A 25,561-nucleotide genomic window follows, 5' to 3' on the forward strand; every position below is an offset into this window, starting at 1 on the left:
AATCCGCAGGTGCGCTATCACTGCTCAGAAAGTGGCCCTCACCTGCGGGTTCGTGATGACGATTCGCCGCCCACCTGGGCGATGTAGCCCCATCAAACGTTGAAGCGGAACTCCACGACATCGCCGTCGGCCATGACGTAGTCCTTGCCTTCCATCCGGACCTTGCCCCGGGCCTTGGCCTCAGCCATCGAACCGGCGGCGTCGAGGTCGTCGAACGAGACGATCTCGGCCTTGATGAAGCCACGCTCGAAGTCGGAGTGGATGACGCCGGCGGCCTGCGGTGCGGTGTCGCCCTGGTGGATGGTCCACGCACGCGCCTCCTTCGGACCCGCGGTGAGGTAGGTCTGGAGGCCGAGGGTGTGGAAGCCGACCCGCGCGAGGGAGGCGAGGCCCGGCTCGTCCTGACCGATCGAGTCGAGCAGTTCCTGAGCTTCTTCCGGCTCGAGTTCGATCAACTCGGACTCGACCTTGGCGTCGAGGAACACGCAGTCCGCGGGAGCGACGGCCTCGCGCAGTTCCTGCTTCTTCGCGTCGTCGGTGAGCACCGTCTCGTCGGCGTTGAAGACGTAGAGGAACGGCTTGGTGGTCATGAGGTTGAGCTCGCGCAGCAACGCGTAGTCGAGGGTGTCCTTCTTCGAGAACAGGGTCGCGCCCTCGTTGAGGACGGCCTGCGCCTTGACCGCCTCCTCGTACTGCGGCTTGAGGTCCTTGTTCTTCTTCGCGTCCTTCTCGAGACGCGGCAGCGCCTTCTCGAGGGTCTGGATGTCGGCGAGGATCAGCTCGGTCTCGATGATCTCGATGTCGGCGAGCGGGTCGACGCGACCGTCGACGTGGATCACGTCGTCGTCGGCGAACACGCGCACAACCTGGCAGATCGCATCCGCTTCGCGAATGTTGGCGAGGAACTTGTTGCCCAGGCCCGCGCCCTCGGACGCGCCCTTGACGATGCCGGCGATGTCGACGAAGGACACGGTGGCGGGCAGGATGCGCTGCGAACCGAAGATCTCCGCCAGGCGATTCAGCCGCGGATCGGGCAGTTCGACCACGCCGACATTGGGCTCGATGGTGGCGAACGGATAGTTCGCAGCCAGCACATCGTTCTTGGTCAGCGCGTTGAAAAGCGTCGACTTGCCGACGTTGGGAAGACCGACGATTCCGAGGGTAAGGCTCACGGGTTCAATATTCTACGCAGGCCCTGCGCGGTCGCCTCATCCGCACGCCACCCGCACCAACTGCGCGATCCGCGCGGCCTGCTCGTCGTCGGGCACGGATGTCCCGTCGGCGGCGAGTTCGCCGACCGTGTCGTTGACTTCCTGATCGCCGGCGCCGTCCTCGATCAACGGGCACGTCTCGGTGACGACGGACTCGATCGACGAGGTTTCCCGGTCGGCGGACAACTGCGGGTAGCCGGCACGGAACGCCGCCACGAACGCACTCATCTTGGCGTCGTCGAACGCTTCTCCGGCTTTGTCGGCGGCATCGGAGGCTGCCTGCTGAACGGAGGAGAGGACCCCGCCGGCTTGTTCCTGCACATTCGTCGCTGCCTCGCTCGCCGAGGAACGCGCCCCGTCCACCGTCGGCGCGTCGTCCGAGCTGCACGCGCTGAGAGCACCGGCGACAGCCACCGCGACCAGCATTGTCGATGCCCGAGTTCTCCGGGACATGCCCGTTCCATACGTCACGTTTCGAGAGTGCCACGAGCGGGGACTCTCGGTCGGGCAAATCCGACAACCCGCTCATGCTCGGATTCCGGGCGTGGTGACCGTAGATTTACGGACGTCGGGCACGTCGACTCGCACAGACATGTCGGAAGGACCAGCGTTGACCGAATCGAAATCCAGCCCATGGGGGACGAACCCCGCCTCGACATCGTCGAAGACTCCTGATCGTGCCACCCTCATCGGTGCCGGCGGAATGTGGCTCGCGAAGTGGTCCGCGATCCTGGTTGTGATCGCTGCGGGTGCCGTCGTGCTGGGCTGGATCATCCAGAAGATGTGGGTGATCGTGCTGCCGGTCGCCCTTGCGATCGTGGTCTCGACGATTCTGTGGCCGCCGACCCGGGCGATGACCAAACGCGGACTCCCGCCCGCACCGGCCGCGTCGATCACGCTCGTGCTGTTCTTCGCGATCGTGGGCGGCATCATCGCCGGCATCGTGCCGTCGGTGGTCAATCAGGTGCCCGATCTGGCCAACAAGGCCACCGAAGGCATCAACACGGTCCAGGACTGGGTGAAGGGCCCGCCCATCAACCTGCAGGACGAGCAACTCGACAACGCCGTGGACGCGGTGGTCGAACGTGTCCAGGGCAGCGCTGCCTCGATCGCCGGGGGCGTGTTCTCCGGGGTCACCACCGCCGGGTCGCTCCTCATCACGTTCGCACTTGTCCTGGTGCTGTCGTTCTTCTTCATCAAGGACGGACCGCGTTTCATCCCCTGGCTGCATCGGGTCAGCGGCAGCACTGCCGGGCGGCACCTCGAAGAGGTCCTGACCCGGATGTGGATCACGCTCGGCGGGTTCATTCGCACCCAGGCCGTCGTGAGCCTCATCGACGCGGTGTTCATCGGCATCGGTCTGGTGATCCTCGGTGTACCGCTCGCGCCGGTGCTGGCGATCCTCACGTTCATCGGTGGATTCGTCCCGATTGTGGGTGCCTTCGTTGCCGGTGCCCTGGCCGTGCTGGTCGCGCTCGTCGCCAACGGCTTCACCACGGCTCTCATCGTGCTGGCACTCATCATTGCGGTGCAGCAGATCGAGGGGAACGTCCTGCAGCCCGTTCTCCAGTCGCGGAGCATGAATCTGCACGCGGCCGTGGTGCTGCTCGCGGTCACTGCCGGATCGTCGCTGTTCGGCATCGTCGGTGCGTTCCTGGCGGTGCCGGTGGCTGCGGTCGCCGCCGTCGTGATCCGCTACATCGGCGAGCAGATCGACAGTCGCTCGGCCGAAGTCGATCCGGACGACGCGACGAAAGCTCTGCCCGCTCCCGGCGACGCCTCGGCGCCCGATCCGAACGCCTCCACCGGGCCGGAGCCCGAGCCGGATCAGAAGTGACGGACGCTCCTGCGGGTCAGCTCGCGACCTGAACAGTGGATCCCGACCGGCCGCGGATGACGTGCAGCCGGCTCGGGATCCGCTGCCGCATCTCGTCGACGTGGCTCACCACCCCGACGACCCGACCTCCGGCGCGCAATTCGTCGAGCACTCCCATCACCGCATCCAGGGAGTCCGCGTCGAGGGTGCCGAACCCTTCGTCGATGAACATCGTGTCGAGGACCAGTCCGCCGGCTTCCGCTGCGACGACGTCCGCGAGCCCGAGCGCCAGCGCCAGCGACGCCTGAAACGACTCGCCGCCGGACAGGGTTTTCGTCGACCTGACCACGCCGGTGTATTCGTCGTGGATGTCGAGCCCCAGGCCACCGCGTCGACCGCGGGTGTCGGCCGCGTCGGAGTGCACGAACTCGTACCGGCCGCCCGACATCCTGCGCAGTCTCTCGGACGCGGCCTCCGCCACTTCCTCGAGACGCGCCGCGAGCACATAGGAGCGCAGCGACATCTTCTTGGCATTGGAGCCGCCACCGGCCACGACGTCCGCGAGGTCGGCGAGTTCGGCCTGCTCGTCGCGGAGAGGGACAAGTTTCGCGTACGCCTGCTCGAGACGCGCCGTGTAGGCGTCGATGTCGAGGTACCGGCGGGCAGCCTCGGTGGCGGCAGCGTGCGCCCGGTCGAGCGCGGCAGCGCCCGCGGCGACCGCTGCCCGCGCCCCGGGCACATCGGCCGTCTCGTCTCCGGTGAGAACGGCTATCGCAGGCTCGGCGAGCGTGGCCTGCGCGACCGCCCGTTCGTTGTCGGCCGCTCGGAGCACACGATCGATCTCGTCGATCCGCTCCCCCAAACGGAGCGCCGCACGCGCAGCGTCGAGGTCGGCGAAACCGGCCTCGGTGGCGGCGGCGAGCGCCTCGGCGGACCGCTGCTCGGCGACCTTCCTGGCATGGGAGGCCGTCGAGCGCGCATCGAGCAGCGCGGTCGCAGAGGCGGCGAGCTCAGCGGCCCGGCGACGCCGCGGCGCGAGGGAGTCGGCATCACCGACCGCAGCGGTGATGCGGTTGCGGACCTCCGCGGCCTCGGCGGAGAGCACCGCGGTGCGGCGGTCCAGGTCTGCGAGTTCGGCCTCGACGCGGCGGATTCGTTCGTCGAGGTCGGTGGCGAGACGGTGCAGTTCGTCGACCGCGGCGCGACGCCGCACCAGATGTTCGGCGAGCGCTTTCGCCGCGTCGTGTGCGTAAACCGCGTCGGCGTGACGGACGGTGAGATCCTCGACCGGAACGTTGCCGCAACGCTGACGCAGCACCGCAACGGCCCCGGAGATCTCGGTTGCCGCGGTCCGCGCGTCGGCGAGCGCTCGCTCCGCGCGCTGTTCCGCAGCCTGTGCGGCGGCCTCGTCGTTCTTCGTGACCGTGTCCGGCGCCGGGACGGCGGGAGCGGGATGCTCTGTGGCACCGCAGACTTCGCACGGCTCGCCGGCGGTGAGCCGGGCCGCCAGTTCGGCGGCCATCCCCTCGATACGGCGACGCCGGATGTCGAGATGCCTGTCGCGGGCGTCGTTGAATGCCGAGTGCAACGTCAGCACCCGTTGCTGTGCTCGTTCGAGGTCGGTGCCGAGCGCGGCGAGTTCGACTGCGGCACCGAGAGAATCCGCGGCGCGGTCGCGGGCGGCGACAAGTCCCGGGAGGGACGCGGCGGCCTGCTCCGACTCGCTCACCGCGGCGACCGCGGCAGCGAGCCGGTCGGGCAGTGCAGCGCGCTCGGCGACCCGTGTCGTGTGGTCGTCGCCGAGGGCGCGGCGGCGCTGGGCCACTCGGCCCAGGTCCGCCTCGATCGTTGCCACGTGCCGATGCTGCTCGAGCAGATCGTCGAGCCGCGCAACCTCCGCCGACCATTGTTCGCACCGGGGCCGGATCACGGCGCGGTCGGTGTCTGCGGGAACGTCACCGACCTCTGCCAGCAGTGCCCGGCCTTCATCGTGTTCCTCGAGCGGAGCGCGGGCTGCGCGCGCGGCCCTGGCAGCAGCCTCCGCGTCCGCGACGGCCCGCGCCGCATCGAGATCGACGACCGAGACCGGAACCGCGCGTCGCGCGGCGTCGCGCTCGCTGCGCAACCGCTGCCGGTCGGGTTCGGAGGCCGTCAGCGTGTCGAGCACTGTGAGGGCGCCGGCGCGGCGATGCAGATTCTGTTCCAGCGCGACGGCGGTGTCGAGCGCGCGGCGGTTCTCCGCGTCGACTTCGCGGGCGCGTTCGAGGACCGCGGCGGCGGCATCGCGGGTGTCGGCGGCTTCGGCGGACAACCGGTGTGCCCACTCGACCGGGTCCGCGTCGGCTCCCGCCTCGATACCCGCGGCGGCGGCCACCTTCGCGGCCAGAAGGTCGACCGTTTTCTGTTGTTCGGCAAGGAGTTTGCCGCCCGTGCCACGGCGGTCGCGGAACCATTGCTCGACATCCCCGAAGCGAGTCGTGTCGAACAGTCGCTCGAGCAGCTTGCCGCGCTCGTCGCTGCCCGCGCGCAGGAACTTCGCGAACTCACCCTGCGGCAGAAGCACCACCTGGAAGAACTGTTCGGCGCTCATCCCCAGCAAGCCCTTGACGGCGTCACCGATGTCGGGGATCCGGGACAGGTTCTCGCCCTGCCCGTCGAGCCAGGTCAGTGTCGCCTTGGCCTGCTGCTTGACAGTGCCGGTGCCCCGCATCTTGGGACGTTCGTATTCGGGACTGCGTTCGAGGACGATCCGCCGACCCGAGATGGTGGCTTCGAGCCGCACCCGCGGTGCGACACCGGCCGGAGCGTGGTCGGAGAGGAGGCGCCGGCCGTCGGCGCGGGCCCCGGGAACGGTGCCGTACAAGGCGAAGGCCACAGCGTCGAGGATCGATGTCTTGCCCGCGCCCGTCTGTCCGTGGAGGAGAAACAAGCCGTCGGAGCCGAGCTCGTCGAAGTCGATCTCGACGGTGCCGGCGAACGGGCCGAACGCCGTGACCTCGAGCGTGTGGAGTCTCACGCGGGCACATCCGTCCGGGCGCGGTCGGCGCCGGGCAGTACGTCGCCGACGCCCTGCTTGCGGTCGGCGTCGCGCAACGCCTGGCCGATCCACCCGAGCTCACGAGCCGACGGTGCGGAGCGCACGTCGCCGAGGAACGCCTCGGCGATCTGCACGTCGCTGCGACCGCGCACCTTGTCTCGGTAGGTGCCTTCGGAGAAGGACGCGGGACGCTGCCACTCGACGTGTACGGCGTGCGGGAACCGTTCCTGCAGCTTGCGCATCGCGTCGAGGGGACGGACCGGGTCGGTGAGTGTGGCCGAGACGTAGTGCTCGGTCGCTTCGGCGTAGGCGGGATCGCCGAGCAGCGTGTCGAGCGTGCCTGTCAACTTGGTCAGCGGCCGGACCACCGGCAGTTCGATGCGTTCGACGGACCGGAGACCGGTCTCGTCGAGGTCGGCGATCCACACCGCTTTGCGGTGGGTGCGTTCACCGAAGGAATAGGGCAGCGGAGATCCGGAGTACCGCACGTGCTCCGCGACGGTCTGCGGCGAATGCAGATGCCCGAGTGCCACGTAGTCGGCGCCGGCGAACGACGCGGCAGAAACCGTCTCGACACCACCGACGGAGATCGATCGTTCGGACCCGGTCGGCTCGGCACCGACCACGAACGCGTGCGCGAGCACCACGGTGCGGCCCCCGCGCCGAGCGGCGTCCTCCCGCACGCGGCGCATCGCGGCATCCAGGATCTCCTGGTGCGAACGCGCTGTGGGCACACCGAGTTCGGTGCGGGTGATCTCGGGCTCGAGATACGGAAGGCCGTAGAACGCGACCGGCCCGTGCCGGTCCTCCAGGACGACGGGGTGCTCGATCTGCGACACCCGGGTGATCAGGTGCAGACCGCCGTGCGCGGCGAACGCTGCTCCGGCTCCGAGCCGCACCGGCGAATCGTGGTTGCCCGAGGTCGCGACGATGACCGCACCGGCCGCGCGGATGGCCTCGAAGCCCGCATTGCACACCGCGACCGCGTCGGAACTCGGGATCGAACGGTCGTAGACGTCGCCGGGCACGACGACCACATCGATGTCCTGCTCGGCGACGAGGCCTGCGATCGCGTCGAGGGCACGACGCTGGTCGGCGAGAAGGTCGACACCGTGGAAGGTGCGCCCGATGTGCCAGTCGGAGGTGTGCAGGATGCGCATGGACACCGACGGTAGAGCAGCGTTCCGACACCGCCGGGTTCCGGGCGGGTGTCGGACGGATGCGGCATCATGCGCCACATGACCGCACTCACGGCACTCGGACTGCTCGTGGCCCTCGTTCTGGGCGCCGTTCTCGGGTGGCTCGCCCGCGCTTCGCGCGACGGTGAACGTGCGGCGCGGGCCGAGTCCGAGCTCGCCGCATTGCGCGGGAACGAAGCACAGCTGAGGCAGTCGCTGGCCGCGGTGAGCGAGGACGCCGCACGGCGCCAGTCCGGTGCGATCGGCGAGCAGGTGTCGCGTCTGGTGGATCCGCTGCACGACGCGGTGGGCGCCCTGGCCCGGCAGGTCGAGCAGGTCGAGCGGAGCCGCGTGCACGCGTATGCCGGGCTCTCCGAGCAGGTCGAAGGGATGCACCGGGTGTCGCAGCTGCTGTCCACCCGGACGCAACAGCTCGTCACCGCGCTCCGGGCACCGCAGGTTCGCGGACGCTGGGGTGAGATCCAGCTCGAGCGCGTCGTCGAACTCGCCGGGATGGTCCGGCACTGCGATTTCGACACGCAGGTCGGCAAGGACGGTGTGCGCCCCGACCTCGTCGTCTACCTGGCGGGCGGCAAACAGATCGTGGTCGATGCGAAGGTGCCGTTCGCCGCCTACCTCGATGCCGCCGAAGCCGATGATCCCGCCGAGCGCACCAAGCACCTGACCCGCCACGCGCGCCAGCTACGCACCCACGTGGACCAGTTGTCCGCCAAGGCCTACTGGGAGTCGTTCGACCCGAGCCCCGAGTTCGTGGTGCTGTTCGTCCCGGGCGATCCGTTTCTCGATGCCGCGCTGGGTGCCGATCCCGATCTGCTCGAGTACGCCTTCGCGCGGAACGTCATCCTCTCGACCCCCACGACGCTCGTGGCGCTGTTGCGCACCATCGCGCATACCTGGAGGCAGGAGGCGCTGTCCCGCGACGCCGCGACGATCCACCGGCTGGGCCGCGAGTTGTATCAGCGTCTGGGCGCGGTCGGTTCCCATCTCGACCGCCTCGGGTCACAGCTGGGCAAGGCAGTCGAGACCTTCAATGTCACGGTGTCGTCGATGGAGACGAGGGTGGGAGTCACAGCCCGCAAGCTCCACGACTTGGAGATCTTCGACGGCGACGTACCCGAGATACGACGGGTCGACGCCTGGCCGCGCCGGAGCACGCAACAGGGCAGAACGGAATCCGACGGTCCTGTCGACGAAGCAAGCTGACGCCGCCGCGCTAGTGTTTAGCTCGTGTCTGCAACCCAACGTGCCCGCTCGGCGGTGCCGCTCGACACGCGGTCGTTGATTTCGACGGTGCCGGGCGTGCCGTGGTGGGGTGCGCTCACCATCGCGGCGGGGTCCACCGCCGTCGGGATTCTGATCGACGCCGCGCGTGGCAACGAACTCACTTCCGCGTTCACCGCCTTCTACGTGCTCGGATGCATCGCGGCAGTCGTCGCGGTGCGCCATCGTGGGCTGTTCACCGCCATGGCACAACCGCCGCTGCTTCTCATGGTGGCGGTCCCCCTGGGCCAGGAGATCATTTCGACGGGAAGCTCGTCGGGCCTCAAAGACCTCCTGCTCAACGTCGCGTACCCGCTGGTGAACAGGTTCCCGGCCATGCTTCTCGCCACGGTCGTCGCGCTCCTGATCGGCGGTTTCCGGATCTACGCCGCTCAGCAGAGCGCGGGAGGAGCACGTTCGCGTGCCCCGCGGCAGCGCGCACGTTCGGCATCGAGGACACGTGCCGCAGGTCGCCGGACGGCAGATCGCGACAGCGAGCCGAGACGGACACGCAGCGCTCCGCGTACGACTCCCAGGTCCGCCAAGCCGTCGGCTGCGGCGGGCGCCGCGCCCGTGCGCAAGGCACCGCCGCCGACCGCATCGGTACGCGACGTCACCGACAGCCGGGCCGAACCCGCGCCCAGACGCCGCCCTGCCCCGGTCGGCGACGGTGCGCGCGCCGTCGACCCCGCGCCGCCCGTCGCACGCACGCCACGGCGCCCGCGTCCGCCTCGCACAGATTTCGTGCCGCCGGCCGACGAGCGCGCCCCGCGCCGCCGTCCGCCGGCAGCCGAGCCGGTCCGCAGGGAGCCGCGTCCGGCCGTCGCACCGCATCCCGCGCCGGCGTACGACCCGCCGCAGGTGCGGTACCGCGACCGCTACGAAGACTGATCCGGGCGGACCGCTACGCGGACCGGCCGACGGTCAGTGGCGCGCCGCGCGCAGCTCGCGCGGCAGGGCGAACACCAACGTCTCGTTGGCCGTGGTCACCGACCGCACGTCGTGGAAACCGTGCTCGTCGAGCAGATCGACGACGCCCTGCACCAGAATCTCGGGCACCGACGCACCCGAGGTGATGCCCACCGTCTCGACGCCCTCGAGCCATGCCGGGTCGACTTCGCGGGCGTAGTCGACCAGGTAGGCCGCACGCGCACCGGCATTGAGCGCCACTTCGACGAGACGCACCGAGTTCGAGGAGTTGCGTGACCCGACGACGATGACGAGGTCGCACTCGGGGGCCATGGCCTTCACCGCGACCTGCCGGTTCTGGGTGGCGTAGCAGATGTCGTCGCTCGGCGGATCCTGCAGCTGCGGGAACTTCTCCCGGAGTCGCTGCACGGTCTGCATCGTCTCGTCCACGCTGAGCGTGGTCTGGGAGAGCCAGATGACCTTCTCCGGGTCACGGATCGTCACAGAATCCACGGCGTCGGGTCCGTCGACGAGCTGGACATGCTCGGGGGCCTCGCCGGCGGTGCCTTCGACCTCTTCGTGGCCCTCGTGGCCGATGAGCAGGATGTCGTAGTCGTCGCGCGCGAACCGCTTGGCTTCCTGGTGGACCTTGGTCACCAAGGGGCAGGTCGCGTCGATGGTGCGGAGTTCACGTTCTGCGGCGGACTGGTGCACTGCCGGTGACACACCGTGTGCCGAGAACACCAGCACCGATCCCGGCGGAACCTCGTCGGTTTCGTCGACGAAGACCACACCACGATCGGCGAGAGTCTCGACGACGTGCCGGTTGTGCACGATTTCCTTGCGGACGTACAGGGGTGCTCCGTACTTGTCGAGGGCCTTCTCGACCGTTTCGACAGCCCTGTCGACACCGGCGCAGTAACCGCGCGGTTCGGCGAGGAGCACTCGTTTGCCCGAGGCCGCGCTATGGGCCGATCGAGTGATCCCGACTTCGAGTGGAACAGACGCAGACATACCACCAGAGTACGGGCCGGGTGATCCCCGGGCCCGGCTCGGCTACCAATCATGCGGTTCATCGGGCAGGCTTGAGGGATGATCCGTCCACCGTTCATGGCACGGGTGGCCGCCGGCATGGCCGTCACCGCCTACGAAGAGACCCTCAAACTGCCGAGTACCGCTGTCTCGCTTCCGATGACGACGGTGAGCCAGATCCTTCAGACGACGATGCGGTTTCAGCAGGTGCTGACGTCGCTGGCGATCAAGGGCGATCATCTTTTCGAATCTCTCGGCGCACGCCCCGAGGAGAACCCGGAGTGGGCGGTGTTCGACGAGTCCGCTCCATCGGACACGAACACCGGCACCGGCGCAGGTACCGGCACGAACGGTGAGGGGTCGGCCACCCCCGGCCGCTTCGCCCTGTATTCGACACCTCCACCGGTTGCCGACGACGAACCAGCCCCCTCCGCCGCCGAGAAGCCCGCGTCCGAGGCGGCGGCACCGGCGCCGAGGAAGCGTGCGGCGAAGAAGGCCGCCGGCAAGTCTGCCGCTGCGAAATCCACCGCCACGAAGACCGCCGCCACCAAGACCGCCGACGTTCCCGAGATCGTCGAGTATCTCGACTACGACTCGCTGACGCTCGCGCAGTTGCGCGCGCGTCTTCGTACCCTCTCGGCCGAGGATCTCACCGCTCTGCTCGACTATGAGACCGCACACGCGGCGCGCGCCCCGTTCATGACGATGCTGTCGAACCGGGTCACGACCGTGCGTGACAAGTGACGGCGGCGCAATCCGCGGCGCGGCCCAATTCTCCGGAGAATCCGTGGCCGGTCCGCACCGTCTCGCAGAAGGTCGCCGGGTGGATCGATCGGCTCGGCACCATCTGGGTCGAAGGCCAGGTCACCCAGATCAATGCGCGCCCGGGCACCCGGACAGCGTTCCTGACCCTGCGCGATGCCTCCGTCGACATGTCGTTGCCGGTGACGTGCGCCCCTCAGTTGCTGCAGGACTCACCGGTGCCGGTCACCGAGGGCAGCCGCGTCATCATGTTCGGCAAGCTCACCTACTGGGCGGGCCGCGGCACCCTGTCGCTGCGGGTCACGGAGATCCGCGCCGTCGGAATCGGTGAACTGCTCGCCCGCATCGAACGGCTGCGGAGTCTGCTGACGGCCGAGGGACTGTTCGATCCGCGGCTCAAACGGCCGCTGCCGTTCCTCCCCCGGCGCATCGGTCTGATCACGGGCAGGGCCAGCGCCGCCGAACGCGACGTGGTGTCGGTGGCTCAGCGACGCTGGCCCGCGGTACAGATCGACGTGCGGCACACCACCGTGCAAGGCCCGACCGCTGTGCCGCAGATCCTGGACGCACTCGAGGCCCTGGACGCGGACCCTGCCGTCGACGTGATCATCCTCGCCCGCGGCGGAGGCAGCGTGGAAGATCTGCTGCCCTTCTCCGACGAGGCGCTGTGCCGGGCCATCGTGGCCTGCACGACCCCCGTGGTCAGTGCCATCGGACACGAGCCCGACAGCCCGCTGTCCGATCACGTCGCCGATCTGCGAGCCGCGACACCCACCGACGCGGCCAAGCGTGTGGTCCCCGATGCCGTCGCGGAGCAGATGCTGGTCGACGAACTGCGGGCCCGCTCGGCGTCGGCGCTGCGCAGCTGGGTGCGGCGGGAAGAACACGTGATCGCGCAACTGCGTGACAGACCGGTGCTGGCCGACCCGTTCCGCGCCCTCGATCGCCGGCACGAGGAGATCGACAGGCTGCGGGAGGCCGGGCGGCGCGACATCGGGCGGACGATCGCGATGGCGTCGTCGACGCTCGAACACATGCGCGCCCGCTTGAGCACGCTGGGACCGGCTGCGACCCTGGCACGCGGGTACGCCGTCGTGCAGCGGGTCGTGCCCGGCGGAACCCCCGAGGTGGTGCGTTCGCTGGGCGAGATGCCCATCGGCACCCAGCTCCGGGTGCGGGTGGCCGACGGCGCCGCCCGGGCTGCGGTCATGGGACACGAAAAATGACGAATACGAGAACTGAGGCAAGAACTGTGGACGACGCCAACGCCGACGTGCGGGAATTCGGCTACGAGCGGGCGCGAGACGAACTGGTCGGCGTCGTGAAGATGCTCGAGCAGGGCGGACTCGATCTCGACGAATCCCTTCAGCTGTGGGAGCGCGGCGAAGCGCTCGCCAAGCGCTGCGAGGAGCATCTTGCCGGTGCCCGTGAACGTGTCGAGAGCGCGCTTGCCCACGCGGACGACCTCGACTCGGACGAGGACGCCGACGAGTACGACGAGGAGTAGGCCCTCTCAGGGCACGATCGGCTCGGCCTGACCCGCGGCGGTGGCCAGGGCGGTCAGCTCGGCCTCGTCGCCTGATCCGCCGATCAGGATGCGGACATCTCCGAAGTCGGACACCCACAACGGTTCGACGCCTTCGCCGCCGTAGACGACCCATTCGCGTCCGTCGACCTCGCGGAGGTCGGTGACGGCGCGCGAGCCTCCGGCGACGAACGACACGAGTTCGGTCTGGCCCGCGTTCGACTGGGTGAACCTGACGTACCGGCCTGCCGGCGTGATGTACCCGACGGTGCTCGAGTCGCCGCCCTCGGCGCCGGAGATGATGCTGCGGCTACCCGAGTTGGCCTGCCAGTCGTCCGGGACCTCCGGCTGACGGATCGGGAAGCCGAGTTCCTGCGCGTCGTACTGCAGACCTGCATCGACGTCGAAGGACGGCACCGGACCGGCGGTCGGTCCACCCGGACTGAACGAGCACTGGCTGGCGATCGCAGCGATGAGAAGACACAGCGCGACCAACGGAATCAGCGACCAGGCCATGTCGCGGGAGTCGTTCAGGATGCGGGGTTTGTCGGATGCCACCCATCCAGTCTGACAGCCCGATGCCGGGCGTGCCGACGCCGCCCGGGTCCGGCAGCCTGCGCGACCGGCGGTGGTGAGACAATCAGGACGCGATACACGTATCGGATCGTGCGGGCGCCGAACGGCGGCCGCCCACGTGCCGGCGCCCCGCGTCGACCGAAAATCTTCAGGAGGCAGTAGCCCATGACGGCCAGCACCCCATCTCGTCGCGAAGCTCCGGACCGCAACCTCGCACTCGAGTTGGTGCGTGTGACAGAAGCAGCGGCGATGGCTGCGGGTCGCTGGGTGGGACGCGGCGACAAGGAAGGCGGCGACGGAGCCGCCGTCGACGCGATGCGCCACATGGTGAGTTCGGTGTCCATGCAGGGCGTCGTCGTGATCGGCGAGGGCGAGAAGGACGAAGCGCCCATGCTCTACAACGGCGAAGAGGTCGGCAACGGCGACGGCCCGGATTGTGATGTCGCGGTCGACCCGATCGACGGCACCACGCTGATGGCGAAGGGCGCGCCGGGCTCGATCGCGGTACTCGCGGTCGCCGAGCGCGGCTCGATGTTCGATCCGTCCGCGGTGTTCTACATGAACAAGATCGCCGTGGGCCCCGAGGCTGCCGATGTGATCGATCTGTCCGCCGGCGTCGCGGAGAACATCCGCCGGGTCGCGAAGGCGAAGAACCGCGCGGTCTCCGACACCACCGTCATCATCCTCGACCGTCCGCGGCACGCCGAGATCATTCGTCAGACCCGGGAAACCGGCGCGCGTATCCGGCTCATCTCCGACGGCGACGTCGCCGGTGCGATCGCGACGGCACGGCCGGACTCCGGGGTCGACATGCTGCTCGGCATCGGTGGTACCCCCGAGGGCATCATCGCCGCGGCGGCGCTCCGCTGCATGGGCGGCGAACTGCACGGGCAGCTCGCTCCGACCGACGACGACGAGCGCCAGAAAGCCCTCGACGCCGGCCACGATCTCGACCGGGTCCTCACGACCCGCGAACTCGTCACGGGCGAGAACATCTTCTTCTGCGCGACCGGCGTGACCGACGGCGACCTGCTCAAGGGCGTGCGCTACTACGGTGGCGGCGCGACCACGCAGTCCATCGTCATGCGAAGCAAGTCCGGCACGGTCCGGATGGTCGAGGCGTACCACCGTCTCGAGAAGCTCGGTGAGTTCTCGTCCATCGACTTCCACGGAGTCGAGGGCGCTGCGCCTCCGATGCCCTGATCTCGTCTGTGGTGCGGGGCGGTTCGACGGAGTGTGTCGTCGTGCCGCCCCGCATCGCTGCTGTGCCGGGCATACGGTGGATTCATGACCGACACATCCGAACAGTCTTCCCAGCAGTTCCGCATCGAGCACGACACGATGGGTGAAGTCCGGGTTCCGGTGGATGCCCTGTGGCGGGCCCAGACTCAGCGTGCCGTCGAGAACTTCCCGATCTCGGGTCGCGCACTCGAACCGGCGCAGATCCATGCACTGGGCCTGCTCAAGGGCGCGTGCGCCCAGGTCAACAAGGATCTGGGGTTGCTCGATCCCGCGAAGGCCGACGCGATCATCGCCGCCGCGAACGAGATCGCCGCGGGCAAGCACGACGACCAGTTCCCGATCGACGTGTTCCAGACGGGGTCCGGCACCAGCTCGAACATGAACACCAACGAGGTCATCGCGTCCCTGGCGAACCGGGGCGGGGTGGACGTGCACGCCAACGACGACGTCAACATGTCGCAGTCCTCGAACGACACCTTCCCCACTGCGACGCATGTCGCGGCGACCGAAGCGGTCGTGAAGGATCTGATTCCCGCACTCGAACACCTCCGCGCTGCACTGGCCGCGAAATCCGAGGAGTGGCGCACCGTCGTCAAGTCCGGTCGCACGCATCTGATGGATGCCGTGCCCGTGACACTCGGACAGGAATTCGGCGGCTACGCCCGCCAGATCGAAGCGGGAATCGAGCGACTCGGAGCGACGTTGCCGCGGCTCGGTGAACTGCCCATCGGCGGTACCGCGGTGGGCACCGGCCTCAACGCACCCGAGGACTTCGGTGTACGTGTTGTCGCAGAGCTTGTGAAGGCCACGGGCGTCGAGGCGCTCCGGCCCGCACTCGACAGTTTCGAGGCGCAGGCGGCACGCGACGGACTCGTGGAGGCGTCGGGCGCGCTTCGCACGGTCGCGGTGTCACTTACCAAGATCGCGAACGATGTGCGCTGGATGGGGTCCGGCCCGCTGACCGGTCTGGGAGAAATCCGCCTTCCCGATCTGCAGCCGGGCAGTTCCATCATGCCGGGGAAGGTCAATCCGGTTCTCCCGGAAGCGGTTACGCAGGTGGCCGCGCAGGTGGTCGGCAACGATGCCGCAATCGCGTGGGGCGGTGCGGGTGGCGCGTTCGAACTCAACGTCTACATCCCGGTGATGGCCCGTAACCTGCTCGAGTCGATCCGTCTGCTCGCCAACGTCTCCCGGCTGTTCGCCGACCGCTGCATCGAAGGACTCACCGCCAACGTCGAGCGTCTGCGCACCCTCGCCGAGTCGTCACCGTCGATCGTGACGCCGCTCAACTCCGCGATCGGGTACGAGGAAGCCGCGGCTGTGGCGAAGGAGGCACTGAAGGAAGGCAAAACCATCCGGCAGGCCGTGGTGGACCGCGGCCTGATCGGTGAGAGCCTCAGCGAGGAAGAACTCGACCGCCGCCTCGACGTCCTCGCGATGGCGCGCGTCGAACGCGAGAACTGACCCCGCCGGCGCGGGCGCGCGTCATTCCTGGACGACTTCGGTGGCACCGTCGATGTAGGTGATGTAGCCGAACTGGAAATTGCTGCGGAACCCTCCGGGAACGACTTCCTCGTCGCTGATGGGGAAGCCGAGTACGCCGCCCGCGCCGCCGTCTGCCTCCCACGCGACACGGATCTCGCCCCACACGATGTGGGCATCGGTGTCCGGGCTCCAGGCGATGATGCCGCCGTCGAACTCGGCGACGTAGCCGTCACCGACCTCCTCCTGGTTGCCGGTCGCATTGCCGAGCGGACTCTCCGCGCCTCCGACCTCCATGTACTTCGCGAGGATCGGTCCGCTGAGTTCGACCTCCTCGCCGTTCGGTCCGGGCACGGCGCTCGACTGGTCGGCGGCCGGTTCGGACGGTTCGCCGGAACCGGTGCTCTCGGCATCCTCGCCGGCGGTGATCGACTCGACCGCGCTTTGCGCCTGCGACCCGACGCTTTCGGCTGCGGATCCGACGGCACTGGTCGCGCTCCCGACCACGTCCGATGCGGAGTTGTCGTCCCCGCAACCGACCGCTACCAGTCCGACGGCAGCAACTGCCGCAGCGATGGACGCACTTCGTCGTGGAATTCTCATGGCGTCGCTCCTCGAAGGCTCGCAGCCCCGATACTCGGCACTGCCGGAAGTTCGGACTCACACCGAGTTCCAGGGTGCCCGATCCCGACGACGAAATTGGCATTTCTGCTGTTTCGCCACGCGAACCCGGATCAGGACTCACTGCGTCTCGCCTGCCGATAGGATTCGCGGCAGCGAAAGAGGCCGACATGCGAGTTTCACGCCGTCATCGTTCGACCATGGCTGTCACCGTCGTGGTGCTCGTCGCCGCCGGCTGCGCATCCACGAGCACCGACAACACCGAGAGCAGCGAATCGCCGTCACCCGGCGCGCAAGCCTCGGCGACGGCAGATCCCACCCGCAACCTGTCACCACCCCAGGTCGCCGGCGTCGACATCCCGGACGGACAGATCGACGACGCGGTCTCCCAGCTCGGAGATCTGGCCCGAGGGCTCATGGACAGTTCCGGCATCCCGGGTATGGCCGTCGCGGTCGTGCACGGCGGCGAGACCGTCTTCGCAGAGGGTTTCGGAGTACGCCGAGCCGGGTCCGACGAACGGGTGGACGCGGAGACCGTCTTCCAACTCGCCTCGATGTCCAAACCGATCGGTTCGACCGTCGTGGCGCACCAGGTCGCCGAAGGCGTGGTCGCCTGGGACACTCCGGTTGTCGAGCACCTCCCGACATTCACCCTCGCCGACCCGTACGTCGGTTCCCATGTCACCGTCGGGGACCTGTATTCGCACCGCTCCGGCCTTCCCGAGCACGCGGGTGACGACCTCGAAGACATCGGCTACGACCGCGCCGACGTGATCGAACGTCTCCGCTATCTGCCGCTGGCGCCGTATCGAATCACCTACGACTACACCAACTTCGGACTCACCGCCGCTGCCGAATCCGTCGCGGTGGCCTCCGGGGAGGGCTGGGCCGACCTGTCGGAGCAAGTTCTCTACGAACCCCTCGGCATGACGTCGACGAGTTCCCGGTTCGCAGACTTCGCGGCGCGGGAGAATCGCGCCACCGGGCACATCCTCGTCGACGGGGAATATGTGGCCCGCGACGTGCGGGTGCCCGACGAGCAGTCCCCCGCCGGCGGAATCAGCTCGTCGGTCGAGGACGTCGCGAAGTGGCTGACCATGCTTCTCGCGAACGGCGAGTACGAGGGTGGACGCATCGCATCGCCCGCGGCGCTGCAAGCAGCGTTCACACCCCAGTCGACGTCGTCGCCACCCGAGACCCCGGACAGCCGGACGGGATCCTACGGTTACGGATTCGATGTCGGCACGAGCTCCTCCGGTCGGGTGACGCTGAGCCATTCGGGAGCATTCGCATCCGGTGCCGCGACCGTGTTCACCGCGATTCCGTCCGCCGACGTCGCGATCGTCGTCCTGACGAACGCCGCCCCCATCGGGGTGCCGGAGATTCTCGCGGCGGAGTTCGCCGACCTGGTGCAGTTCGGGGAGGTCCGCGAGGACTGGTCCGGCCTGTATACCGACGCGCTGTCGTCCTTCGCGGATCCGGTCGGGTCACTCGTCGGTCAGTCGCCACCGGCCGATCCGGAGCCGCCCAAGCCGCTCGCCGACTACACCGGCGTCTACGACAACGAGTACTTCGGCCCGGCACGGATCGAGGAAAACGACGGTGAGCTGGCATTGGTGATCGGCCCCGACGACCGGACGTACCCGTTGACGCACTGGGACGGCGACGTGTTCACTTTCCCGCTCAGCAACGAGAACGCTCCCGACGGCACGATGTCGAAAGCTGTGTTCACACCGGACGACGTCACATTCGAGTACTGGGACACCAACGGCCTGGGCACATTCCGCAAAGGAGACGCATGAGCGAGGACAGCACCACCATCCCGACTTCGGGTAGCTCCATCGTCACGGTCCAGAGTTTCCTCGACGCGCTGGCGTCGGGGGAACTCGACGCCGCGACGGATCTGCTGACCGACGACATCGCATGGCACAACACATCCCTACCGACCGTGCGCGGCCGCAGCCGGGTACGCGGAATGCTCCACGGAATGGCACGTCCGTGGGTCGGGTTCGAGGTCGTGACCCACCACATCGCGACGGACGGGGACGTCGTCCTCACCGAACGGACCGACATCTTCCGATTGGGGCCGGTCGAGATCGGTTTCTGGGTGTGCGGCACCTTCCATCTGCGCGACGGACGGATCGCCGTGTGGGACGACCACTTCTCCCCTGGCAACATGGCGCTGGGAGCACTCCGCGGGCTCGTCCGTGCTGCAACCGGTCGCCGGGCGGTCGCGGCATAGAATTCTGCGGTCATCGAACCGGTCGGTGACAGGCCGACAAGGAGCAGTGCCATGACCGACGCCGAGTACACCCCGGGTTTCGCAGCGGGACTCGAGATCCGGCGCGAAGTGATGGGAGACGACTTCGTCGAACGGGCCTTCGACCGCGCTCGCGGCACGGACTCGGAGGAGATGCAGGAGTTCGTCACAGAACACGCGTGGGGCGCGGTGTGGTCGCGGCCCGGTCTGGATCGACGTAGCCGCAGCCTGCTCAACCTCGGCATGCTCATCGCCCTGCGCGCGGAGAACGAGTTGCGCGGGCACGTTCGCGGCGCCCTGCGCAACGGTCTGTCCCGCAACGAGATCGTCGAATCGGTCATCCACTGCAGCGCGTACTGCGGCGCTCCCGCGGGATTGGCCGCGATGCGCGTGGTCCAAGAAGTCCTCGAAGCCGAATTGGGACCGCTGACGGACACCGACGAGACCCGATAGCCGGATGCCCCGTTCCCTCGGCAGGAGGAAACGGGGCATCGGGCCGGTCACCTGTGCGGTGCGCCGCAGGGCTACCGCACGCCGTCTTCACACTCCCGGCGCGAACTCCTCGAGCATGTCGGTCACGAGTGCCGCAATCGGCGACCGCTCGCTGCGCGTCAGGGTCACGTGCGCGAACAGCGGGTGACCCTTGAGCTTTTCGATGACCGCGGCGACACCGTCGTGCCGTCCCACCCGCAGGTTGTCGCGCTGCGCGACGTCGTGGGTGAGCACGACGCGTGATCCCGCCCCCAGCCGCGACAGCACCGTCAGCAGAACGTTGCGTTCGAGGGACTGGGCCTCGTCCACGATCACGAACGAGTCGTGCAGCGACCTGCCGCGGATGTGCGTCAGGGGAAGCACTTCCAGCATGCCGCGGCTGATGACCTCGTCCATCACCGCAGGGCTCGCGAGACCTTCGAGCGTGTCGAACACCGCCTGACCCCACGGGTTCATCTTCTCCGCTTCCGATCCCGGCAGGTACCCCAACTCCTGGCCGCCCACGGCGTACAGCGGCCGGAACACCACCACCTTGCGGTGCGAGCGACGCTCGAGCACCGCGTCGAGGCCTGCGGTCAGCGCGAGCGCGGACTTCCCGGTGCCCGCCTTGCCGCCGAGCGAGACGATGCCGATGGACTCGTCCAACAGCAGGTCCAGCGCGACCCGCTGTTCCGCGGAACGCCCGTGCAACCCGAATGCCTCCCGGTCGCCGCGCACCAACTGGACCCGCTTGTCCGCCGTCACCCTGCCCAGCGCACTCGACGAACCTCCCAGAAGACGAATTCCCGTGTGGCACGGCACGTCCCGAGCCTCATCGAGATCGACGACGCCCTCGGCGAACAACTCGTCGATCACCGTCCGATCCACGTCGAGTTCGGTCATACCGGTCCACCCCGACGGGACGACGTCCTGCGCGCGGTACTCGTCGGCCGTCAGCCCCACGGCACCGGCCTTGACGCGGAGCGGGATGTCCTTGCTGACCAGCGTCACCTCGCGTCCGTCGCCCGCCAGATTGAGCGCGCACGCCAGGATCCGCGAATCGTTGGTGTCGGTGCGGAAGCCCGCGGGCAGGACCGCCTGATCGGTGTGGTTGAGCTCGACGTGCAGGGTTCCGCCGGACTCCCCGATGGGAATCGGCTGGTCGAGCCGGCCGTATCGCTGTCGCAGGTCGTCGAGCAGTCGGAGCGATTCGCGGGCGAACCATCCCAGTTCGTGATGGTGACGTTTCCCCTCGAGTTCGCCGATCACGACGAGTGGAAGCACCACCTCGTGCTCGGCGAACCGGGTGACCGCCCAGGGATCGGAAAGCAACACCGATGTGTCCAGCACGTAGGTACGAACGAGGGGTTTCGTCGCTGGGGACGCACTCGGGCGTTCGGAGCGGGGGGAGACGGAGCGTGTTGCGTTCACGTGAGGCTCCTCGGTCTGCACGGCACCGCGGCAGACGTCGTTCGGTGGGCCGGTAGTCCCTGGTGTCGTCACGACCACGAGAGCCTGGTGCCGGCCCCCTCGCTCGGACTGTGTCAGCCACACGATCAGGGACCTCCCGCGTACCCGGCACCTGCGCCGACTACACCCCCGACGCTAAACCCGACACGCCCCCTCCGCCGGGTAGCGGAGGGGGCGTGTCGATGAAAATTGCGTTAACGCGGAACCGGTCAGACGAGCTTCCAGTCTTCGAGTCCCTCGTACAGCGGCAGATCCTGCGCGAGCTTGCTCACGCGAGCCCGCAACGCGTCCTTGTCCGCGTCGCCGACGAGCGTCTGCGCGATGATGTCGGCAACCTCGGTGAACTGCGCGTCGCCGAAGCCCCGGGTCGCGAGCGCGGGGGTTCCGATGCGCAGGCCGGACGTGACCATCGGGGGCCGCGGGTCGAACGGCACGGCGTTCCGGTTGACGGTGATGCCGACCTCGTGGAGGAGGTCCTCACCCTGCTGGCCGTCGAGCTGCGAGTTCCGCAGGTCCACGAGCACCAGGTGCACGTCGGTGCCTCCGGTGAGCACGGAGATGCCCTTGTCGGCGACGTCGGGCTGCGACAGGCGGTCGGCCAGGATCCGCGCGCCGGACAGGGTGCGCTGCTGGCGGTCCTTGAACTCGTCGCTCGCGGCGATCTTCAAGGAGACGGCCTTCGCGGCGATGGCGTGCATGAGCGGTCCGCCCTGCTGGCCGGGGAACACCGCGGAGTTGAGCTTCTTGGCCCACTCCTTCTTTGCGAGGATCAGGCCCGAGCGCGGACCGCCGAGCGTCTTGTGCACGGTCGTGGAGACGACGTCCGCGTAGGGCACGGGCGACGGGTGCAGGCCTGCGGCGACCAGTCCCGCGAAGTGCGCCATGTCCACCCACAGGTAGGCACCGACTTCGTCGGCGATCGCGCGGAACGCGGCGAAGTCTTCGTGGCGGGGGTAGGCGGACCAGCCGGCGACGATGACCTTCGGCTTTTCGCGCAGGGCGATGTCGCGCACCTCGTCCATGTCGATGCGGTGGTCTTCCTTGCTGACCCCGTAGGACGCGACGTCGTACAGCTTGCCGGAGAAGTTCAGCTTCATGCCGTGCGTGAGGTGACCGCCGTGCGCGAGGTCGAGCCCGAGCAGCTTCTCTCCGGGGGTCATCAGGGCCATGAGCACCGCGGCGTTGGCCTGGGCGCCCGAGTGGGGCTGCACGTTGGCGAATTCCGCACCGAAGAGTTCCTTGGCGCGGTTGCGGGCGAGGTCTTCGATGATGTCGACGTTCTCGCAGCCACCGTAATAGCGCCGGCCGGGGTAGCCCTCGGCGTACTTGTTGGTCAGGACGCTGCCCTGAGCCTGCAGTACGGCGCGCGGCACGAAGTTCTCCGACGCGATCATCTCGAGGGTGTCGCGCTGGCGCGACAACTCCCCTGCCATGGCCTCGGCGACCTCGGGATCGAGGTCGGCGAGTGCGGCGGTATTCATGTCGTTGCCGGGCACAGCGGTCATCGAGAATTCTCCAAGCGAAGGGCGGCAGGATACGTATTCCAGTCTACGAACCCCGTCGACCCCGCCGGACGGCGGACCCCGGTCGAGACGCAGGTCACCGCAGGCTGCTGGGCACGAGAGGTTCGTCGAGAAGCCGGCGGAACCGCTCGGCACGGTCCGCTCCGGCAGGAGCCCGGTCGAGCCACCCGCCCAGCAGGCGGTATCCCTCGACATACGTACTGATGTAGGCACGCCACAACGGAGACGACAGGAATCGCAGCGCCTGCCGGGCACGTTGCGGGCTCGACAGCGACCAGCGCTCGAGGAACCCGGCGACCTCGTCGACGTCGCGGCCACGGTCGTGCAGGAGAAGCGCCGCGTCCTGCCGCACCGACAGCAGGCCCGCCGACGCGTCGTGCAGTTGTTCCGCGAGTTCGCCGTCGAACCGAAGGCCGAGATCGGCGTAGATGTCCTGCGCCCACTTGCCCCAGCCCGGTCCGACGATCGCGTCGAGCGCGAGGTCGGCGAGACCTTCTGCCATCAGGCACTGAGGGGTGTTGACGAGGAACAGCGTCTGCTCGGCCTGGCCGGCCGCGACGAGTCCGGCCTCCTTGCGGCAGTGCTCGGTGTGGTGCCCCGGGTACGACTCGTGGGCGATCAGGTGCGGCAGGTGCGGCATATGTTGCTCGAGGTCGGAGTTGATCGCCACCCGCGACCGGTAGTCGCCGAGGTAGTAGTTGAATCCGGACCACGGCTTGTCGCCGACGACCTCGTACTCGACTCGTTCGGTGTCGGGCAGGGGATACACCGCGCGCACCTTCTCGCGCAGCGCACCGGAGAAAGCCTCCACACACTCTGCGAGGCGATCGGCGGGCACCACCTCGGATGCGCGGTGTGCCTGGAGACGTTCGGCCAGCGGCCCCGGGCCGGGGAGAAGGGCGTCGAGGCGCCGGTGCGCGTCGCGATAGTCGTCCTCGTTGCCGGGGGCGATCCGCACGTCGAAGTACGCGTCGACTTCGTCGACGAATCCGATGTCCTCACCTGCGAACTTGCGGGCGGAACACTCCATCGCGCGCAGGTGCACCTCGAGAAATCGGGTGCGCTCCTCCGGCAACGATGCCGACGGAAGTTCCTCGCGCAGACGACGTGCCGTGTGGGATAGGTCACGGGGATCGGGCCGGGGGGCGTTCTCGATCCGCCGGCGCAGTTCCGGATTCCCGGTATACGCATCGACGAATCCCTCCTCGAGGCGGTCGAAAGACAGCCCCAGCAGCAGGTATTCGGTAACGACGTCGTCCGTTCGCATAACGTGCAACCCTAGTCCCCCACTCGTCCTCCGGAGGCGGTCCGGGGCGCACGACGGGACCCCGACGAGGCATCGCGCTGTGTCTGCGAGCACAATTCGTTCCATGGACATGCATCGCCGCTCCTGCTCCGTGGGAGGTACCGACGAGTCACCCGTCGTCGAGGGACGGTGCCGATGGCTCGCCTGAGCGAACCCAGCCCCTACATCGAGTTCGATCGGAAGCAGTGGCGCACACTGCGGAAGTCGACGCCGCTCGTCCTCACCGAGGACGAATTGATCGGGCTCCGGGGACTCGGCGAGCAGATCGACCTCGCCGAGGTCGCGGAGGTGTATCTTCCCCTCGCCCGCCTGATCCATTTGCAGGTGGCCGCGCGTCAGCGGCTGTTCGCCGCGACCGCCACCTTCCTCGGAGAGAAGCACCCGGACCAGCAGGTGCCCTTCGTGATCGGTGTTGCGGGATCGGTCGCGGTGGGCAAGTCCACCACCGCGCGCGTGCTGCAGGCGCTGCTCGCGCGCTGGGAACACCATCCGCGGGTGGACCTGGTGACCACCGACGGATTCCTGTATTCGTCGAAAGAACTGATGCGGCGCAACATCATGCACCGCAAGGGCTTTCCCGAGAGCTACGACCGGCGCAAACTCCTTCGGTTCGTCACCGAGGTCAAATCCGGTGCCGAGGAAGTCACGGCGCCGATCTACTCACACATCTCGTACGACATCATTCCCGGCCAGTACCACATCGTCCGGCAGCCCGACATCCTCATCATCGAGGGCCTCAACGTGCTGCAGACCGGGCCCCGGCTGATGGTCTCCGACCTCTTCGACTTCTCGATCTATGTCGACGCCCGCCTCGAAGACATCGAACAGTGGTACGTAGAGCGGTTTCTCGCGCTCCGGAAGACGTCGTTCGCCGATCCCCAGGCGCACTTCCACCACTACGCGAACTTCTCCGATCGCGATGCGATCAGCGCCGCGAAAGAGATCTGGCACTCGATCAATCTGCCGAACCTGGTGGAGAACATTCTGCCGACCCGTCCCCGCGCGACACTGGTGCTGCGCAAGGATTCCGACCACTCGATCAACAGGCTGCGACTGCGCAAGCTGTGACGGCCGCGGGGCGCGGACTCAGATGCCGAAGCGCCGGTGCCGGGCCGCGTAGTCGCGCAGTGCGCGAAGGAAATCGACGCGCCGGAACTCCGGCCAGTACGCCTCGGTGAACCAGATCTCGGAATAGGCGCTCTGCCACAGCAGGAAGCCCGAGAGGCGCTGCTCCCCCGAGGTGCGGATGACGAGATCGGGATCGGGTTGCCCGGAGGTGTAGAGGTGGTCGTCGACAGCTTCGACGGTCACCGATTCGATGAGATCGGTGCCGGTGAGACCCTCGGCATTCTTCGTGCGCAGCAGAGACTGCACTGCGTCCACGATCTCCTGCCGGCCGCCGTATCCGACGGCCACGTTGACATGCGTCCCGGTGCGTCCAGCGGTGCTCGCGGCCGCGTCGCGAAGCCTCTTCGCGTGGTCCTCCGGCAGCAGATCGGGCGCCCCGACGATCTTCACGCTCCAGTTCTGGCCCGGCGCCGAGATCTCCTCGACGACGTCGGCGATGATTTCCAGAAGGACGTCGAGTTCTTCCGGGTCGCGGCGCAGGTTCTCGGTCGAGAGCAGGTAGATCGTCGCCGTGTCGATCCCGGCCGCGTCACACCAGCCGAGTAGTTCGGCGATCTTCTTCGCGCCCTCGCGATGACCGTGGCTGACATCGGTGAACCCGTTCTCCCGTGCCCACCGGCGGTTCCCGTCGCACATCACCGCGACATGACACGGGCGCTGTGCGCCCTCCAGTTGCCTGAGCAACCGGCGCTCGTAGAGTCGGTACAACACGCCTCGAGCGCTCACCCCGT

The 25,561-nt window shown here is 68.1% G+C and carries 23 protein-coding genes; 12 read left to right on the forward strand and 11 right to left on the reverse strand.

Features of this window, described 5'->3' with window-relative positions:
- Nucleotides 1–92 precede the first annotated feature (92 nt).
- Complete coding sequence (gene ychF, locus HF886_RS12835; RefSeq protein WP_169652493.1) at nt 93–1,172, reverse strand: redox-regulated ATPase YchF; 1,080 nt, start codon at nt 1,170–1,172, stop codon at nt 93–95.
- Nucleotides 1,173–1,208: 36 nt separating this feature from the next.
- Nucleotides 1,209–1,664 (reverse strand): hypothetical protein, encoded by a 456-nt coding sequence (locus tag HF886_RS12840; protein ID WP_240955113.1) that lies wholly within the window; start codon nt 1,662–1,664, stop codon nt 1,209–1,211.
- 157 nt (nt 1,665–1,821) lie between these two features.
- Between HF886_RS12840 and HF886_RS12845 the strand changes: the two genes are divergently transcribed.
- Nucleotides 1,822–3,048, forward strand: a complete 1,227-nt coding sequence (locus HF886_RS12845) for an AI-2E family transporter (protein ID WP_240955114.1) — start codon at nt 1,822–1,824, stop codon at nt 3,046–3,048.
- 16 nt (nt 3,049–3,064) lie between these two features.
- Here the strand turns inward: HF886_RS12845 and HF886_RS12850 are convergent, their stop codons facing one another.
- The gene (locus HF886_RS12850; RefSeq protein WP_169652495.1) at nt 3,065–6,043 is read right to left on the reverse strand and encodes an SMC family ATPase; all 2,979 of its coding nucleotides are present in this window, start codon (nt 6,041–6,043) and stop codon (nt 3,065–3,067) included.
- Complete coding sequence (locus HF886_RS12855; RefSeq protein WP_169652496.1) at nt 6,040–7,224, reverse strand: exonuclease SbcCD subunit D; 1,185 nt, start codon at nt 7,222–7,224, stop codon at nt 6,040–6,042. Before HF886_RS12855 ends, HF886_RS12850 begins: the two co-directional genes overlap by 4 nt.
- Nucleotides 7,225–7,302: 78 nt before the next feature.
- Here HF886_RS12855 and HF886_RS12860 point away from each other — a divergent pair, with 78 nt between their 5' ends.
- A complete protein-coding gene (locus HF886_RS12860; protein ID WP_169652497.1) occupies nt 7,303–8,466 on the forward strand; it encodes a DNA recombination protein RmuC in 1,164 nt (387 codons plus the stop codon).
- A 24-nt stretch (nt 8,467–8,490) separates the two neighbouring features.
- On the forward strand, nt 8,491–9,414 hold the full coding sequence (locus tag HF886_RS12865) for a DUF6542 domain-containing protein (RefSeq protein ID WP_169652498.1): 924 nt from the start codon (nt 8,491–8,493) through the stop codon (nt 9,412–9,414).
- A gap of 33 nt (nt 9,415–9,447) precedes the next feature.
- Here the strand turns inward: HF886_RS12865 and HF886_RS12870 are convergent, their stop codons facing one another.
- On the reverse strand, nt 9,448–10,446 hold the full coding sequence (locus tag HF886_RS12870) for a 4-hydroxy-3-methylbut-2-enyl diphosphate reductase (RefSeq protein WP_169621554.1): 999 nt from the start codon (nt 10,444–10,446) through the stop codon (nt 9,448–9,450).
- A gap of 78 nt (nt 10,447–10,524) precedes the next feature.
- Between HF886_RS12870 and HF886_RS12875 the strand changes: the two genes are divergently transcribed.
- From HF886_RS12875 to HF886_RS12885, 3 genes are read left to right on the forward strand one after another with little or no spacing between them, the layout of a single operon-like run.
- The gene (locus tag HF886_RS12875; RefSeq protein WP_169652499.1) at nt 10,525–11,208 is read left to right on the forward strand and encodes a lipid droplet-associated protein; all 684 of its coding nucleotides are present in this window, start codon (nt 10,525–10,527) and stop codon (nt 11,206–11,208) included.
- Entirely contained in the window at nt 11,205–12,452 is a 1,248-nt protein-coding gene (xseA, locus tag HF886_RS12880) for an exodeoxyribonuclease VII large subunit (protein WP_169652500.1), read from the forward strand. Before HF886_RS12875 ends, xseA begins: the two co-directional genes overlap by 4 nt.
- A gap of 26 nt (nt 12,453–12,478) precedes the next feature.
- Nucleotides 12,479–12,733: an exodeoxyribonuclease VII small subunit gene (locus tag HF886_RS12885; protein WP_346765138.1), complete on the forward strand. Its 255-nt coding sequence runs from the start codon at nt 12,479–12,481 to the stop codon at nt 12,731–12,733.
- 6 nt (nt 12,734–12,739) lie between these two features.
- Here HF886_RS12885 and HF886_RS12890 read toward each other — a convergent pair whose 3' ends face one another.
- Nucleotides 12,740–13,309, reverse strand: coding sequence for a DUF4245 domain-containing protein (locus tag HF886_RS12890; protein ID WP_169621550.1), 570 nt, complete (start codon nt 13,307–13,309; stop codon nt 12,740–12,742).
- Nucleotides 13,310–13,492: 183 nt separating this feature from the next.
- On the opposite strand from HF886_RS12890, the gene glpX reads away from it, so the two are divergent.
- Nucleotides 13,493–14,530 carry a class II fructose-bisphosphatase gene (glpX, locus tag HF886_RS12895; protein ID WP_169621549.1) on the forward strand — a complete coding sequence of 346 codons (1,038 nt, stop codon included), beginning with the start codon at nt 13,493–13,495 and terminating at the stop codon, nt 14,528–14,530.
- Nucleotides 14,531–14,614: 84 nt separating this feature from the next.
- On the forward strand, nt 14,615–16,033 hold the full coding sequence (locus tag HF886_RS12900) for a class II fumarate hydratase (protein WP_169652501.1): 1,419 nt from the start codon (nt 14,615–14,617) through the stop codon (nt 16,031–16,033).
- Nucleotides 16,034–16,054: 21 nt separating this feature from the next.
- Here HF886_RS12900 and HF886_RS12905 read toward each other — a convergent pair whose 3' ends face one another.
- Nucleotides 16,055–16,654 (reverse strand): esterase, encoded by a 600-nt coding sequence (locus tag HF886_RS12905; protein WP_169621547.1) that lies wholly within the window; start codon nt 16,652–16,654, stop codon nt 16,055–16,057.
- Between the two features lie 188 nt (nt 16,655–16,842).
- Here HF886_RS12905 and HF886_RS12910 point away from each other — a divergent pair, with 188 nt between their 5' ends.
- Genes HF886_RS12910 through HF886_RS12920 form a run of 3 tightly spaced genes read left to right on the forward strand, consistent with a single transcriptional unit; the run spans nt 16,843 to nt 19,385 of the window.
- Nucleotides 16,843–18,474 (forward strand): serine hydrolase, encoded by a 1,632-nt coding sequence (locus HF886_RS12910; RefSeq protein WP_169652502.1) that lies wholly within the window; start codon nt 16,843–16,845, stop codon nt 18,472–18,474.
- Nucleotides 18,471–18,914 (forward strand): limonene-1,2-epoxide hydrolase family protein, encoded by a 444-nt coding sequence (locus HF886_RS12915; protein WP_169652503.1) that lies wholly within the window; start codon nt 18,471–18,473, stop codon nt 18,912–18,914. Before HF886_RS12910 ends, HF886_RS12915 begins: the two co-directional genes overlap by 4 nt.
- Nucleotides 18,915–18,965: 51 nt before the next feature.
- Nucleotides 18,966–19,385 (forward strand): carboxymuconolactone decarboxylase family protein, encoded by a 420-nt coding sequence (locus tag HF886_RS12920; RefSeq protein WP_169652504.1) that lies wholly within the window; start codon nt 18,966–18,968, stop codon nt 19,383–19,385.
- 87 nt (nt 19,386–19,472) lie between these two features.
- On the opposite strand, the gene HF886_RS12925 is transcribed toward HF886_RS12920, so the two are convergent.
- The 3 genes from HF886_RS12925 to HF886_RS12935 all read right to left on the reverse strand — a co-directional run bounded on the left by HF886_RS12925 (nt 19,473) and on the right by HF886_RS12935 (nt 23,663).
- Nucleotides 19,473–20,753: a PhoH family protein gene (locus HF886_RS12925; RefSeq protein ID WP_169652573.1), complete on the reverse strand. Its 1,281-nt coding sequence runs from the start codon at nt 20,751–20,753 to the stop codon at nt 19,473–19,475.
- Nucleotides 20,754–21,082: 329 nt separating this feature from the next.
- Nucleotides 21,083–22,378, reverse strand: a complete 1,296-nt coding sequence (gene glyA / locus HF886_RS12930) for a serine hydroxymethyltransferase (protein WP_169652505.1) — start codon at nt 22,376–22,378, stop codon at nt 21,083–21,085.
- A 94-nt stretch (nt 22,379–22,472) separates the two neighbouring features.
- On the reverse strand, nt 22,473–23,663 hold the full coding sequence (locus tag HF886_RS12935; protein WP_169652506.1) for a DUF885 domain-containing protein: 1,191 nt from the start codon (nt 23,661–23,663) through the stop codon (nt 22,473–22,475).
- Between the two features lie 174 nt (nt 23,664–23,837).
- On the opposite strand from HF886_RS12935, the gene coaA reads away from it, so the two are divergent.
- A complete protein-coding gene (gene coaA / locus HF886_RS12940; protein WP_169621542.1) occupies nt 23,838–24,770 on the forward strand; it encodes a type I pantothenate kinase in 933 nt (310 codons plus the stop codon).
- Between the two features lie 18 nt (nt 24,771–24,788).
- On the opposite strand, the gene HF886_RS12945 is transcribed toward coaA, so the two are convergent.
- Entirely contained in the window at nt 24,789–25,556 is a 768-nt protein-coding gene (locus HF886_RS12945) for an isoprenyl transferase (RefSeq protein ID WP_169621541.1), read from the reverse strand.
- Nucleotides 25,557–25,561: the final 5 nt, after the last annotated feature.

This window comes from Rhodococcus sp. 105337 (assembly GCF_012844225.1).
Lineage (GTDB): Bacteria > Actinomycetota > Actinomycetes > Mycobacteriales > Mycobacteriaceae > Rhodococcus.